The sequence below is a fragment of the Blautia sp. HCP3S3_G3 genome (assembly GCF_052063365.1).
Lineage (GTDB): Bacteria > Bacillota > Clostridia > Lachnospirales > Lachnospiraceae > Blautia_A.
In genome coordinates this window covers 458,336-472,647 of record NZ_JBQHXR010000001.1, presented here as the reverse complement: position 1 = coordinate 472,647, position 14,312 = coordinate 458,336, and the positions used below count along the sequence as shown (strand labels likewise).

The 14,312-nt window shown below is 43.6% G+C and carries 12 protein-coding genes; 3 read left to right on the top strand and 9 right to left on the bottom strand.

Annotation, left to right across the window (positions count from 1 at the left end; genetic code table 11):
• Positions 1 to 172: 172 nt before the first annotated feature.
• The 5 genes from thrC to ACTNEW_RS02115 form a co-directional block, all read right to left on the bottom strand.
• Complete coding sequence (gene thrC, locus ACTNEW_RS02135; protein WP_441058092.1) at positions 173 to 1,666, bottom strand: threonine synthase; 1,494 nt, start codon at positions 1,664 to 1,666, stop codon at positions 173 to 175.
• Positions 1,667 to 1,807: 141 nt separating this feature from the next.
• Entirely contained in the window at positions 1,808 to 2,725 is a 918-nt protein-coding gene (locus tag ACTNEW_RS02130; RefSeq protein WP_441057310.1) for a cell wall hydrolase, read from the bottom strand.
• 404 nt (positions 2,726 to 3,129) lie between these two features.
• On the bottom strand, positions 3,130 to 6,915 hold the full coding sequence (locus ACTNEW_RS02125; protein ID WP_441057308.1) for an AAA family ATPase: 3,786 nt from the start codon (positions 6,913 to 6,915) through the stop codon (positions 3,130 to 3,132).
• Complete coding sequence (locus tag ACTNEW_RS02120) at positions 6,912 to 8,066, bottom strand: exonuclease SbcCD subunit D (RefSeq protein ID WP_441057304.1); 1,155 nt, start codon at positions 8,064 to 8,066, stop codon at positions 6,912 to 6,914. The genes ACTNEW_RS02125 and ACTNEW_RS02120 overlap by 4 nt, the downstream gene beginning before the upstream one ends.
• Positions 8,063 to 8,680, bottom strand: a complete 618-nt coding sequence (locus tag ACTNEW_RS02115) for a hypothetical protein (protein ID WP_441057302.1) — start codon at positions 8,678 to 8,680, stop codon at positions 8,063 to 8,065. Before ACTNEW_RS02115 ends, ACTNEW_RS02120 begins: the two co-directional genes overlap by 4 nt.
• A gap of 357 nt (positions 8,681 to 9,037) precedes the next feature.
• On the opposite strand from ACTNEW_RS02115, the gene ACTNEW_RS02110 reads away from it, so the two are divergent.
• Complete coding sequence (locus ACTNEW_RS02110; RefSeq protein WP_441057300.1) at positions 9,038 to 10,534, top strand: AAA family ATPase; 1,497 nt, start codon at positions 9,038 to 9,040, stop codon at positions 10,532 to 10,534.
• Positions 10,535 to 10,786: 252 nt separating this feature from the next.
• On the opposite strand, the gene ACTNEW_RS02105 is transcribed toward ACTNEW_RS02110, so the two are convergent.
• Complete coding sequence (locus ACTNEW_RS02105; RefSeq protein ID WP_441057298.1) at positions 10,787 to 11,563, bottom strand: SDR family oxidoreductase; 777 nt, start codon at positions 11,561 to 11,563, stop codon at positions 10,787 to 10,789.
• Between the two features lie 340 nt (positions 11,564 to 11,903).
• Here ACTNEW_RS02105 and ACTNEW_RS02100 point away from each other — a divergent pair, with 340 nt between their 5' ends.
• Positions 11,904 to 13,034, top strand: coding sequence for an ROK family transcriptional regulator (locus tag ACTNEW_RS02100; protein WP_441057296.1), 1,131 nt, complete (start codon positions 11,904 to 11,906; stop codon positions 13,032 to 13,034).
• Between the two features lie 85 nt (positions 13,035 to 13,119).
• Here ACTNEW_RS02100 and ACTNEW_RS02095 read toward each other — a convergent pair whose 3' ends face one another.
• The 3 genes from ACTNEW_RS02095 to ACTNEW_RS02085 form a co-directional block, all read right to left on the bottom strand.
• Positions 13,120 to 13,299: a DUF6783 domain-containing protein gene (locus ACTNEW_RS02095; protein ID WP_441057294.1), complete on the bottom strand. Its 180-nt coding sequence runs from the start codon at positions 13,297 to 13,299 to the stop codon at positions 13,120 to 13,122.
• An 88-nt stretch (positions 13,300 to 13,387) separates the two neighbouring features.
• Positions 13,388 to 13,672 (bottom strand): DUF1294 domain-containing protein, encoded by a 285-nt coding sequence (locus ACTNEW_RS02090; protein ID WP_441057292.1) that lies wholly within the window; start codon positions 13,670 to 13,672, stop codon positions 13,388 to 13,390.
• The gene (locus ACTNEW_RS02085; RefSeq protein ID WP_441057290.1) at positions 13,669 to 13,803 is read right to left on the bottom strand and encodes a hypothetical protein; all 135 of its coding nucleotides are present in this window, start codon (positions 13,801 to 13,803) and stop codon (positions 13,669 to 13,671) included. Before ACTNEW_RS02085 ends, ACTNEW_RS02090 begins: the two co-directional genes overlap by 4 nt.
• A gap of 163 nt (positions 13,804 to 13,966) precedes the next feature.
• Here ACTNEW_RS02085 and ACTNEW_RS02080 point away from each other — a divergent pair, with 163 nt between their 5' ends.
• The gene (locus tag ACTNEW_RS02080; protein WP_441057288.1) at positions 13,967 to 14,245 is read left to right on the top strand and encodes a helix-turn-helix domain-containing protein; all 279 of its coding nucleotides are present in this window, start codon (positions 13,967 to 13,969) and stop codon (positions 14,243 to 14,245) included.
• The last annotated feature ends 67 nt before the right edge of the window (positions 14,246 to 14,312 follow it).

The following is a 14,312-nucleotide window of genomic DNA, read 5'->3' as shown; positions in this document are numbered from 1 at the left end:
ATTTAACCTCTTTTCTTCAATTAGTGTGTAGTTGCTAATCATGCTTTATTATTACATTTTGCGTCAAAAATGTCAATACTTTCACAATGATAACTTTGTTCCAAAATGAACATTCCAGTATAAAATCCGCGTTTTTCTGCAGATAACATACCATTTTGGTTGTCTTTTGTTTTCAGCCGCAGATACCAAGGAATTCCTTCACTGCAGCCGGCATATCCTGTGCATCCACAACTTTGTCATGAAGGACAGGCGCTGTACGGATCTCTTCTACTGCTTTCGGTACTTTTACACCGGAAAGAGCAGACAGCGCATCTACCAGGCCAAAGTCATCCAGTCCTTCGAATCTGTCAGAGATTGCACTTACAACGCTTCCCGGGAATTTGAACGGGCTGGCGGTAGATGCGATCACCGTCGGAGTATGATCATCGGTCTCACGAAGATATTTCTGATAAACACCGGCAGCAACAGCTGTATGCGTATCAATCACATAATTGCTTCCATAATAAGTTGCACTGATAGCTTCCCTGGTTTCTCCTTCACTGCAGAAGTTTCCGTAAAAATCGCCAAGCTGCGCTTTCATTTCCTCTGTGATTGTATATTCCCCGCCCTGGCTCAGTGCCTGCATCAGCCTGGAACATTTCTCTGCATCTTCCCCTGCAATGCGATAGATCAGACGTTCCAGATTGCTGGAAATCAGAATATCCATGGATGGGGAGGTGGTAAGAATAAAGTCTCTCTTTCTGTCATAGGTTCCTGTACGGAAAAAGTCATAAAGAACTTTATTTTCATTGGATGCACAGATCAGTTTATTGATCGGAAGTCCCATCTGCTTTGCATAATATGCTGCCAGAATGTTGCCAAAATTACCGGTAGGAACCGTTACATTGATTTCTTCTCCGGCTTTGATTCTGCCGTCTCTTACCAGAGATGCGTATGCATATACATAGTATACCACCTGCGGAACAAGACGTCCGATATTAATGGAATTGGCAGAAGAAAACTGGAACCCGGAAGCATCCAGTTCTGCAGCAAGCTCCTGATCGTTAAACATTTTCTTCACTGCTGTCTGGGCATCATCAAAATTGCCGGTAATACCAATGACACAGGTGTTGGCTCCCTTCTGCGTTACCATCTGCTTTTCCTGAATAGGGCTGACACCGTGTTTCGGATAAAACACAACAATTCTTGTTCCCGGCACATCGGCAAATCCGGCCAGAGCAGCTTTTCCTGTATCTCCGGAAGTCGCTGTAAGAATCACGATTTCATTCTTTACATTATTTTTTCTGGCTGCAGTCGTCATCAGATGCGGAAGAATGGATAATGCCATATCTTTGAACGCAATCGTTGCGCCATGGAACAATTCCAGAAAATACACGCCATTTGCCTCATGAATCGGCGCGATCATTTCTGTATCAAACTTCTCATCATATGCATGGTCAATACAGTTTTTCAGTTCTTCTTCTGTAAAGTCTGTCAGAAAACGGCTCATGACTTCATATGCCGTTTCCTTATAATTCATCTGCGCCAGTTTTTCCACAGGAACATCCAGCCTGGGAATGGTAACCGGCACGAATAATCCTCCATCCTCAGAAAGTCCCTTCAGGATTGCCATAGAAGCTGTAACTGTCTCTTCCTTTCCTCTGGTGCTTTTGTACAATACCTGCATCATCTTTCCTGCCTTTCTTTTATTTTATAGTATCCTTTTTATCTTTTCTCATGTGAAGCGCCCCCATTATAACATGAACTTTCACAAAATACCATACTAAAATCAAAAAGCTGCGGGAAAACCTCCTGCAGCTTTTTATTCTCACGAAATATCATTTTTAGCCATCTGAACTGTTTCTTCAGTTCCGGCAGATTCTTTTTCTGCTTTTTTTCCTCCGGAAGATTTCTCAGAAGCTTCCTCCGGATATGTATAAAATTCATGAACCCCATGTTTAAACAGCCGTTTCAGCTCTGTCTCAAACCAGGCAACGTTCTGTTTCTCTGCTGCACATTTCTGAATAAAGAAAAGTGCCCCTTCCGAGTAATCCACACCTTCCAGTGTCCGTTTTACCGCTTCTCTTGTAAGATCCGATACAGTCACCTCATAAATACGTCCGTCATATACGGGGGAAAACTGCGGTACACCATTCTTGTATTCAAAGATCACATCTGTGATATTATTCGGAAATTCCTCATTTTTCACACGGTTCATGATGACATTGGCAACCATGATGCGCCCTTCCAGATCTTCGCTTCCCGCTTCTGCTTCTACGATGAGCAGAAGATTTTCATAATCCTCATCTGTCATCATCTTGGCACTGGTGGCCAGAGAAATCGCTGTTGAATCCAGATAATCTACCTTCGATGCCATAGATTCACTGACATTCAGTTCTGTCACTCTTTCTTCTACTGTCTGCACACGCTGTCCCACCATTACCTGTTCACAGGATGTTCCGATCCTGTTCACAGTTGCCCCCGGCATAAGTGTATCCTGTACACCGGATACAACGCCTGCAATTCCTGTCGGCAGATCATATTCATCTCTGTCTGACACAGATACCGTCGTATTCTGCCCGTTCTCAGCAGCTGCATAAACCTGATTGCTCTCTCCATAAAAGACAAGCTTTGACCCGACTGCCAGTACAATGGCTACGACTGCGCACAGACTCAGAAGCGCAAAACTGCGAAGGCTGTCATTATTCTTTTTTTTCTTTTTCTGTAAAATCCTGTTCGGTCTCATATCCTTCATCCCCTGCATTTTTGTCGTTTCTTTTTCTTTTATATAATATTTCGTAACATTTTTGTAATGTATGAGAAAATTATATTTAATAAAGGTACATATGTCAAGTTATTTTTTTACGAAATTATGTACTATTGAAACATTTTGTTATAAATTTACGAAACATCCATCCTTTCCTTTCACAGAATAGATATAAAAAAGGGCATAAAAATACCGGAGAGATTCTTTTTTATCCATACCTAATCTGTCTTTCTCTGTCAGTCATTCCAAATTAACAGTATCTTATGTATTTCAATCAAATCATCTCTCCGGTTGTAATATCATTATAGGCAGGTCCCACAGAACCGTCAATTTATTTCGTCCGAGGATTTCTTTCTCTTTTTGACATAAAATCCCCTCATCACTTATTCAATCACAACATAGCTTCCGACCATGCGTGTCTTGCTGACGATCATTTTTCGGTCAATCCTTTCCTTCAATTCCGCCACATGGGAAATGATTCCCACCATACGTTTTCCTTCCGATAATTCTGCCAGTGCTCTCACTGCCTGATCAAGTGCTTCCTCATCCAGTGAACCGAAGCCTTCATCCACAAACATGGAATCCAGCTGAATTCCTCCTGCACTGGACTGGATTTCATCTGATAATCCAAGTGCAAGAGACAGAGACGCCTGAAAAGTTTCTCCGCCGGACAATGTTTTTACACTTCTTTCCGAGCCATTGTAATGATCAATGACATTCAGTTCCAGACCCGCCTTTCCACGCTTGTCCTCTCCGTCCTCCTGTCTTTTCAGCTCATACTGCCCGCTGCTCATGGTCATAAGGCGAAGATTTGCCCTTCTTAAAATACGATCCAGATAAGCGATCTGTACATAGGTTTCCAGTTCCACCTTTCTTTTGTCTCTGAGTGAACCGTTTGCCGTATCTGACAGAGCTTTGATCCGGACATATTCCTGTTCTGCAAGGGTCAGCTGTTCCTGACGGTCTTTTACTGTATAATAGATTTTTCTGTTATTCTCCATAGAAGCATACTTTTCGGTCCGTTTTTCTGTCAGGATCCGTTTTCGTTCCAGATATCTGTTTTTTCGTTCCTGAATTTCCTCCTCATCCAGTTCTTTCACTTCCCGAATCTGTCCGGACAAGGTTCTTACGGCAGAGCAAAGCTCCGTTTCTTTCATCCTGTTTTCCTGGTAAGCATTTTCCGCTTCCTGCAGCGTTTCCATAAGATGTTTTTTCTCTACTTCCGCCTGCATAATGCGTCTCTCAATATCCTCTTTTGTACTTTCTCCAAGTATCCGCTTCAAATGATCCTGTTCTTCGGCCATTTTTTTGATTTCCATCTGCAGTCCTGCAAGCGTGAGATCGATTTCCTGTACTTCTTTTTCCATCCTGCTGATTTTCCGTTCTCCTTCAGGAATCTGTTCCTCCAGAGCCATCTTTTCGGCAAGTTTTTTTCTGTTATTTTCCAGTTCTTCGGCGTTTTTCTGCAACTGTTCTGTCCCAAGCATGTCTGCTTTTTCCACAAATCTCCACCATTTTTCCGATGGTATTTCTTCTGAAAGTTCTGGAAGGCAAGTATCGGATTTTAAAATTTCCCATGTTCCTTCCACCACCTTTTTTTCAATCATTCGCAAACGTCCTGACAAGTCATCATTCTCACGTTGAACGACCCCTCTTCTGCTATCCAGCTGCTCCTGCTCCTGTTCCATCTGCTCCTGTCTGCGCTTTTTGTCCTCCAGTTCCTGTTTTCTTCTGCACGCTTCCTGCAAAAGCTTCTCCCTGACGTCCATCTCTTCTGACAGTTTTTTCTGAATCCGTTCCAGTAATTCTCCTGGCTGCAGATTTCCTTTTTCATCTTCAGACATTTCGTTAACCATACGCAAACTTTCCGATTTTCCCGCGTATTCCAGAACGGTCTGCTTAAGCTGTGCCTCTTTTTCTCTTTTCTGCTCTCCCGCAATAGCCATAGACTGTTTCACATTTTGCAGATTTTCCTGAAGTGTTTTCTGCTTCGCCTCTTCCTCTTCCAGAATCGCTGTCAGTTCCTGCTCTCTCTTCAGGTTCTGTTCTTCTATGCTTTTTTCCTGCTGAAGACTGTTTTCTTCTTCCACTAATTTCCGGGCTGCTGTTTCCAGTTCTGTCTCTATTTTCTCCCAGCATGGATCCTTCCAGAATACGCCTGCTTTCTGAAGCAGATCTTCTTTCATCTTTTTCAGCTGCTCTTTCCGGCTGCCAGCCTCACTGCTTAATTTGTGCATTCTGGCATCCGATGTATAGAGCTGTTTTTTTCTGGCATCAAGCTCCTCTTTTTTCAAAACTGTTCCGGTCAGACCGGCCGGAGACGGATGGTGTACCGCACCACAGACCGGACACGGTTCTCCTTCTTTCAGATGCTGTGCCAGCACCCCTGCCTGTGCGTCCAGAAATTGTTTTTCCAGACCGTAATACTCTTCCCTGAGCCTTTCTGTCTCTGAAGAAACACGTTCATATTCCCTCTGCACCTGCCTGCACTGTGTTTCCTGCAAAAAGAAAGACTGCAGACTTTCTGACAGATTCTTAAGATCATTTCTCCGTATATGGAGCAGTTCCAACTGTTTTTCTGTCTGCATCAGCCGAATCTGCACATTTCCGATTTTTTCTTTTTCCGCCAGATGCTCCTGATATTTTTCCCGGAGAATTTTCTCCTCCCGCAAAAAACCGTTTAATTTTTCTTCCGTCCTTTTCTGTGCAGAGTCAGCTCCTTTCCACTCTTTTTCAAGTGTACGGAATTTACGGATATAATGCTCCGTTTCTTCTTTCTGATGACGATATTCAATTTCTTCCTCGCCTGCATTTTTCAGTGCAAAAATTTCAGCCTGCAAAATTTCCCGGGTTTTTCTGCATTCCGCAATTTTTTTCCGAATATCCTTCAGCTGTTCCTGCTTCTTTTCCATTTCTTTCAGATGCGTTTTTGCACTGCGGACTTCTTCTGCATAGTTTTCCAGTTTTTGTTTCTGATAGTTCAGACGTTCTTTTTCTTCACCGACACTTCCATAAGATGCGAGTGTCTTTTTTTGCTGTTCGGTTTTTTCCGATTGTTCCTGTTTCTGAACGCGGATTTTTTCTTTTTTCTGAGCAAGAACATTCACACTGGCTTCTTTTTTTCCGGATGCTTCTATACTTTCTTCCAGTTTCCGGTATCTCATCCGTTTCTCTGTTTCTACCCGGATCTGTTCCTCCAGTTCTCCCATTACCGAAGAAGCTCTCACTGCTTCCTCTCTCGCTTTCTCTGTTTTTTCCAGTTCCGGTTTCAGAGCCTCCAGTTTTCTCTGGCATCTTTCCAGTTCCTCATGAAGCTCCCGGTTCTGCCTGGCCTTACCCAGAAGCTGATCTTCTTCCTGTACTTTTTCCTCCAGCATATTCAGTTCAGCTTCAAACTCTTTCAAAGCCTTTTGTTCTTCCCCAAGCAGCGAATCCAGCAGAGCAAGCCCGCGCACCACAGTCCCCTCAAAGCCTGTTTTTTTCAGCTCTTCCAGTTCTTGATAAAACACGGAATCTTCTTCACAGGAAATTCCGCTCAGATACTGGCTGATGCTTCGTCTGGTCTCACTATAATTTTTGCTGCTCTTTTTTTCTGCATCTTTTAACCGGTACTGCAGTTCCTGAAAAAGTCCCGTATGGAAAATCTGCCGAAAAATCTCGCTTCTCTGGGAAGTTCCTGCAAGAAGCAGTTTATGAAAATCTCCCTGCGCGATCATAGCGATCTGCGTAAACTGCTGATAATCCAGTCCAATCAGTTCCGTAACGGCTCTGGTCACTTCCCGGGATTTGGTAACCGGCTGCCTCTCATCCGGATAGATCAGTTCCGCGTCCCCTCTCTGGAGGGTAAATCCGGTTCCTCTCCCTTTTGGTCTCTGATACTCTGGATTTCGTTTGACAATATAGCATTTACCCTGATACAAAAAATGCAGTTCCACATAGGTCGGGGTCTGCGGATCCGCATATTTGCTGCGAAACATCCCGGATTCCCGCACCTCGCCGCTGGCTTCTCCATACAATGCAAAAGCAATCGCATCAAATATGGTTGTTTTTCCCGCACCCGTATCTCCGGTTATCAGAAAAAGTCCGTGATTCCCCAGTTTTTCAAAATCAATTTCCGTTTTGTCCGCATACGGACCGAACGCGCTGATAATCAGTTTCTGCGGCTTCATCTGTTATCCTTCCCCCTTTCCTGTCCTTCCTGAATCTCCTGGATCAGCTGCTGTACCAGAAGACGCTGCTGTTCACTCATCGGCTGATTATTCTGAATTTCAAAAAATTCCTCGAAAATCTCCAGTTCTGTTTTCTGTACAGCCGCTGTGTTTTCCTCAATGGAACGGTTTTCACTGGTTCTGCGGTTATCATATTCCAGTTTCATCAGATTCGGATAAATGATTCTCAGTTTCTGCATTCCATCCGGAATGTCTTCCTCGTCTGTCAAGGTAATATGAAGATAATCTCTGGTGTTTGTTCCCTCATAAAATGACTTTTCTGTCACCTCAAGATAAGTACCGCGTATTTTACGCATATCCCGAATCGGATGAAGCGGAATCGTCCGTATCACGATACTGCCCTTTTGTCCAAGTTCCACCACCGTCACCGACTTTTCCTGATCTGTTTCTGAAAAAGAATATTTCAGTGGAGTCCCGCAATAGCGCACGGTTTCCCTTCCGACATGCTGCGGTGTGTGCAAATGTCCAAGAGCTACATAGTCAAATTTTTCAAACAGCGACACATCCACCTGATCTACTCCGCCCACAAGTACTTCTTCCGATTCACACCGGCTGGCACCTGTCACAAACTGATGAGCAACCAGGATATTTCTTTTGTCTGTATCCACAGAAATATGCTCCATTACAGTTTTCAGCGCATCCTGATAGGTCGAGATCTCCTCTTCTTCAAGCACATGGCGGACAGAAGACGGTTTGATAAACGGAAGAAGCCAGATACACACTTCTCCGTTTTTATCGCTCATTTCTATTTTCTTTAACGTTCCATCGTAAACTCTGGAAATATAAACCCCTCTGTTTTCCATCAGCTGAGCGCCAAAAGATACCCTTTCCACAGAATCATGATTTCCGCTCACAGCGAAAACAGGCACTTTTCGGTCTGCAAGTCTGGTAAGGAAACTGTCAAAAAGCTGCACTGCCTCCACAGAAGGAATCGGTTTGTCATAAATATCTCCTGCCAAAATCACACCATCCGCATTCTCCCGGTCAAGGATTTCCAGAATCTGCGATAAGATATATTTCTGGTCTTCCAGCATGGAAAATTCATTCAATCGCTTTCCAATATGAAGATCTGATAAATGAAGAAATTTCATGATTCCCTGCCTCCCTCCCGGTCAACAGACGGGTTTTCCTCATCCGCAAATACCTCTCCCGACGGCTTGTCCTCTGCTTCCTCAAAATATCTGTAAAACAATTTCAGATATTCATTCTCCACTTCCTCAAATGGTCTGAAATCATAAGACAAAGAAATCTTCAGCTCTGGTTCCGGCCCTTCTGACGGTTCATTCAGAAGTTCTCTCAGATCATAATAAAGAAGGTCATCATCAATCACCTTCAGCTGATGCTGTTCTTCTTCCGTAAGAGGTTCTCCCAGATATTTCGTATAGATCATATCCAGAAGCCTGTTTTCTGATGCAATATAATCTTTCAAATGCTGCTTAAACGGTCTTGGAACGTCAGACATATACGCTTCACTGGCATCGTGCAAAAGACACGCCAGTATCAGACGTCTGGAATATCCCCGTTTTTCTGCCTCTAGAGCACAGTTCACACAATGCTGCCCTACGGAAAAAAAGGTTTTCACATGCCCGTTGCCTCTGCAGATCAGAGACAGGGCATGTGCAATATCTTCAATCTTTATGGCACTGATTTCGGGTTTCGTCGGTACAAAATGAATTCCTGTGTATGTTGTAATGTAATCGTACATGGATCTTTTCACTCCTTCTTTCACTTCACGGTAAATTATACAGGAAATGGCACCCGTATGACAATAGAGACTCTCTGCTGTTTTTTCGTTGCATCGGGATTCCCTTGCCTGCGTGCATGACCCTCACATAATATTCTCTGTAAACATACTCTTATTTTCTTTTGTGTAAACATTCTCTCATTTACTTTTGTGATAAAAATATGCACAATTATGGAGAAATATGGTATGATGTATCCGATAGTCTTGTATAAGCCGGCACAAAGAATAACAGCTGACCAGTACATCGATCAATCATTCACACATCGCCGGAACAGTTATTCTCTGTACAGGCAATCACAGCAAAGGAGTATACTAATTATGCCAGTATTTGATTTCAGAAACACCCCTGATACCAAAACAGACAACAGAAATAATTCTATATGTACCTATACGACATTTCGAACCAATGATTCTGTCACTTCACCGGAAAAGCCGATCCTTATTCTGGACAACCATATTCAGCCATGGAAGCACCATTCCTGCGGTGTTTTCAGCAATCCCGGCAGCCGGACTGCCTTTGAATTCAACGAGGAAGGAGGAACTGTCAGTGCAGACATTCTTCAGCTTGACGCACGTTTTGTCAGCCTGATCAAGTGGATTGGCGAAAATCATATCAGTGTCCGTCTCTCCGGTGCCAACCGTCCGGACGGATATGCCGTATACAAAATCCGTGAAATCGCTTTTGGAGGCGGAACCAAGCTTTCTGCAGAAGACGGTTTTCTTCAGTATATGATCGACCGGCTTCTGGCAAGCAGTGCCCCTTCGGAAGAAGCCGAAGATGACGACCAGGACGAAATTGGAGATGATATGAAACTGACAAGTCTTCAGAGTATCACCGACTTTATCACCTGTGCCGGAAAAACCCTTCCCGAAAATGTACGTCTCTGGGCAAGAAGAAATCTTGCAGTTGCGCGTTCCCACGAAGTAACTCCGGAAGAACGGCGTCATGCACAGCGAGCTCTTTCCATCATGATGAATATCCAGTGGAAAAATGACTATTTTGAATCCATTGACCCGGTGGAGGCACGCCGGATCCTGGACGAAGAACTTTATGGAATGGAACGTGTAAAACAGCGCATCATCGAAACCATTATTCAGATCAACCGTACCCATACCCTTCCCGCCTACGGACTTCTTCTGGTAGGACCAGCGGGAACCGGAAAATCCCAGATTGCCTACGCGGTTGCGCGCATCCTGAAGCTTCCGTGGACTACGCTTGACATGAGTTCCATCAACGATCCGGAGCAGCTTACCGGAAGCTCCCGTATTTATGCCAATGCCAAACCCGGTATCATTATGGAAGCCTTTTCCATGGCAGGGGAATCCAATCTTGTTTTTATCATCAACGAACTGGACAAAGCCTCTTCCGGTAAAGGAAATGGAAATCCTGCAGACGTTCTTCTGACGCTTCTGGACAACCTTGGATTTACCGATAATTATATGGAATGTATGATTCCAACCTTCGGAGTCTATCCCATCGCAACGGCCAATGACAAGAGTCAGATCAGCGCACCTCTGATGTCACGTTTTGCAGTAATCGAAATCCCGGATTATACACCGGAGGAGAAGAAAATCATCTTTTCCAGATTTGCCCTTCCGAAAATCCTGAAACGTATGGGTCTGAAAGAAGAAGAATGTGTGGTTCCTGATGATGCACTGGATACAGTGATTGAAATCTATGCAGAGACATCCGGTATCCGTGATCTTGAACAGGCCGCAGAACACATGGCAGCAAACGCCCTTTATCAGATTGAAGTCAATCATGTGCCCAAAGTTGTCTTTGATCCGGAAATGGTACGGGAGCTTCTTTCCTAGAGCGTGTTTGAAGTACAGCAAAACAATTACAATAACTAGAGCGTGTTCGATGTACCAGCCACATGAAATGAAAGAGCCAATGCATCAGCAGAAAATTTCTGCTTTTGCATCGGCTCTTTCTTTATATGTAATACACTCCATAATCAAAGAGGTCACATATACGATAATAAAAAGATTTCTCTTTCCGGAATTTTTTCAGAATCTTTTTCCGGACTCTTTTTTCTTCATTTTATGATTCAGGACTTACTCTTATCAGAAGCAGGTAAATGCTCCGTCAATTACAAAGTCAGATCCTGTAGTAAAGCTGCTGGTGTCTCCTGCAAGGTATACACAGATGGACTCCAGTTCTTCCGGTTTTCCCATACGGCCCATAGGTGCCATTGCATTCCACTGCTCGATCAGCGGTTTCAGAGACGGAGAATTCAGTGTCAGTTCTGTTCCGATATATCCCGGGCTGATGCAGTTTACACGTACACCGCGTTTTGCCCATTCAATTGCCAGGGATTTTGTCAGCTGGATCACGCCTGCCTTGGAAGCGTTGTAAGCACACTGCGGCTGCGGTACATTGACGATATGTGCAGACATGGAAGCAGTATTGATAATGGAACCGCCGCCATTTTCCAGCATATATTTTCCTGCTGCAATATCTGTCAGGAAAATACCGTTCAAGTTAATATTGATGACCTTCAGCCACTGTTCGTATGTCATTTCTTCAGCCGGAGCATTGATGCAGATTCCCGCATTGTTATGGCAGAAATCCAGTCCGCCCAGTTCTTTCACAACCTGAGCGACCATAGCATCCACCTGTTCCTTGTCTGTGCAGTCTGTCTGGATGGCGATCACCTTTCTTCCGGTTTTCTCAGCAAGCTCTGCTGCTGTTTTCTTCGCCTCTTCAATGTCAATATCAACGATTGCCACATCTGCGCCTGCTTCTGCAAATGCAGTAGCAGTACATTTGCCAATTCCTCTTGCAGCGCCTGTAACAAAGCCTTTTTTGCCGTCCAGTCTCATTTTCTCAATAATTCCCATAATGTATTCTCCTTTTCGCTTTAATTATGTTCGCTTATTTTATAAAATCATTTTATTTAATATATTTTTATAATATAACAAAATCATTTCTTTCGCAATATGTAATTACAGACAAAAATGTCAGGTAAATTTTAGTTACATTCCATGATACCTTCCTATTAGCCATATGATTATTTGTTCAGCATCTCCAGAGTGTGTTTGAAAATTCATTTCAGAGTTCCTTCGGCAATAAAAGACTCCGTATTTACGGTAGCATTTCAAAATGAGTTCTGATATAATAACAAATATGTGAATTCATTTTACGAAATGAATTCACCATTATACCTGGAGGATTTGATCTATGGAAAAGTTTTCTTTATCAGACATCAAAAAGAAAAATCGTTCAGACATTTATCATTTTATCTACACCAATCCGGGAAGCTCCCGCCAATCCATCGCCAATGCGCTGAACATGAGTCTTCCCACTGTCACTCAGCATCTGACTTCTCTTTCTGAAGAAGGTTTCATCGAAAAAGCCGGACAGCTCAGTTCCAATATCGGCAGGAAAGCTACCGCCTATTCAGCAGTCATGAATGCCCGAATTGCTATCGGTGTTGAAATTCTCGGAGACATGGCCTTTCTTGTTGCCATCGATCTCTCCGGTCATAAAATAGCAAAAGAAAAAATCCCGCTGCAGTTTTCCACAGGGGATGATTATTTTGAAACATTAAGCAGCAATATCTATTCATTTTTAAAGAAACAAAATATTCCGGCCGATCAGCTTCTCGGCATTGGTCTGGGCATTCAGGGTCTGGTTTCCTCCGACGGCCGCACTGTGATCTATGGCCGCATTCTCGACTGTACCGGGCTGACGATCGATGCATTTCAACGTTTTTTCCAGGCACCGTGCCGTTTCATCCATGACGCGGAATGTGCAGCGATCAGCGAACTCTGGGATAATCCTGCCCTGGAAAATGCGATTTATCTGTCTCTCGGAGATCATCTCGGGGGCGCCGTTATTCTGGAAGGAAAACTTCAGCGCGGAATCAGCGGCAAATCCGGTACTTTTGAACACATGATACTCGTGCCGGACGGAAAGCCATGTTATTGCGGCAAACGCGGCTGTGCAGAATGTTACTGCTCTGCTTCTGCTCTTCTGGAAGGCACCATTGACTTCCAGAAACTTGACAGCTTTTTCGAACAGAAATCTGCCGGTAATTCTGAATGCATAAACCGCTGGCATACTTACCTCCATGACCTTGCCGTACTGATCAACAATCTTCACATGGTTATCGAAAATACAATTATCCTCGGAGGACATATTACCCCCTATTTCGAAGATCAGGATGTAGATTTTCTGCGGCGTGAAGTATTCTCTCTCTCGACATTTGGAGATCCGGCAGATTACATTCTTCCGGGAAAATGCCGCGTGGATGCCGTTTCCAGAGGATCTGCCCTGCCCTTTGTTCAGGAATTTCTGCAGACCTTATAAGGGATCCGGTGTCTGTATCTATTGATTTTATTATAATAAGAAACGCAGTGTCCATTTTTAATTCTGCGATTTCCTGTCAGATCTATTAGAAATTGTTTTCCGACAGATGTGCATCACAATTTGCAGGAGATTTTTCCAGACAAGGGAAATTCATTACCGCCATCCGCACGTCCCACTTTGCAGGAAATTTACTTCGCATTCGGTCAACATAGCCCGCTACGCCTCCCTCATTTGAGTCAAATTCCCCACAAATTGTGACGCACATCTGTCAGGGAGAATTTTCAAACACGTTCCAATACATCTGACTTATCCTTTTGCCTTCCATATCTACCAAAATCTGAATGTTTTCTTCCTTACCGAAAATAACTGTATACCATACCTGCCGCAACCAGCTGCAGCAGCAGAATCAGCGGCACACCCAGTCTGAATTTCCATTTCTTCGTTTTGTGATGGAACATATACATTCCTGTCAGAGCTCCCACGCTCCCTCCGGCTGCTGCCAGAAACAGCAGTGTTTTTTCCGGTATTCTCCATCTTCTTCTGCGTGCTTTTTGTTTATCGATGCCATAAAGCATCCAGGTCAGAAGATTCATGCCAAGCAGATACCCTCCTATTCCCTGTACAATCTGCGGATTCACGCCATACCACTCCTCTCCTGTTGTTTTTCCCTGCTTCCTATTGCTTTTGTCATATCTCCAACTTTTTTCCTATTACATGTTTTCGAATATTTTTGTGATTTTTTCTCTATATCTGCAATTATTTCTCTCACAATTCCTTTATTTTTTAGTCTTATTCGGTCTATTATCCAATTACCTAATTTGGTCTAAGATATAGTATTTTACAGTATGTAAAGCAATCCTTGTATTATGATTCTAATCGCGGTTTACTATAAAAGCCCTTTAAATTTAATGGCTGCCGTTTTGTCAGGTACAATGGAATTGTTTTGCATTTTTACCAAAGATAAAGGGGTGAAGATGGTGGTCTACCGCCGAATCCGGGAACTGAGAGAGGATAAGGATCTGACCCAGACGTACATGGCACATTTTCTGAATGTCGGCCAGCGCACCTATTCCAGATATGAAACTGGAGAACACGCGATTCCTCTGGAACTGCTGTGTAAACTCGCAGATTTCCATAATGTCAGCGTTGATTATCTGCTGGATCGTACCGATGCGAAACAGCCCTATCCCCTCAAAAAGAAACGGCCGTAACAGAAAGAGTTTCTGCACATGTATTCTGCTGAAACCTCTTTCTGCTGCGGCCTATTTTCTCACCTTA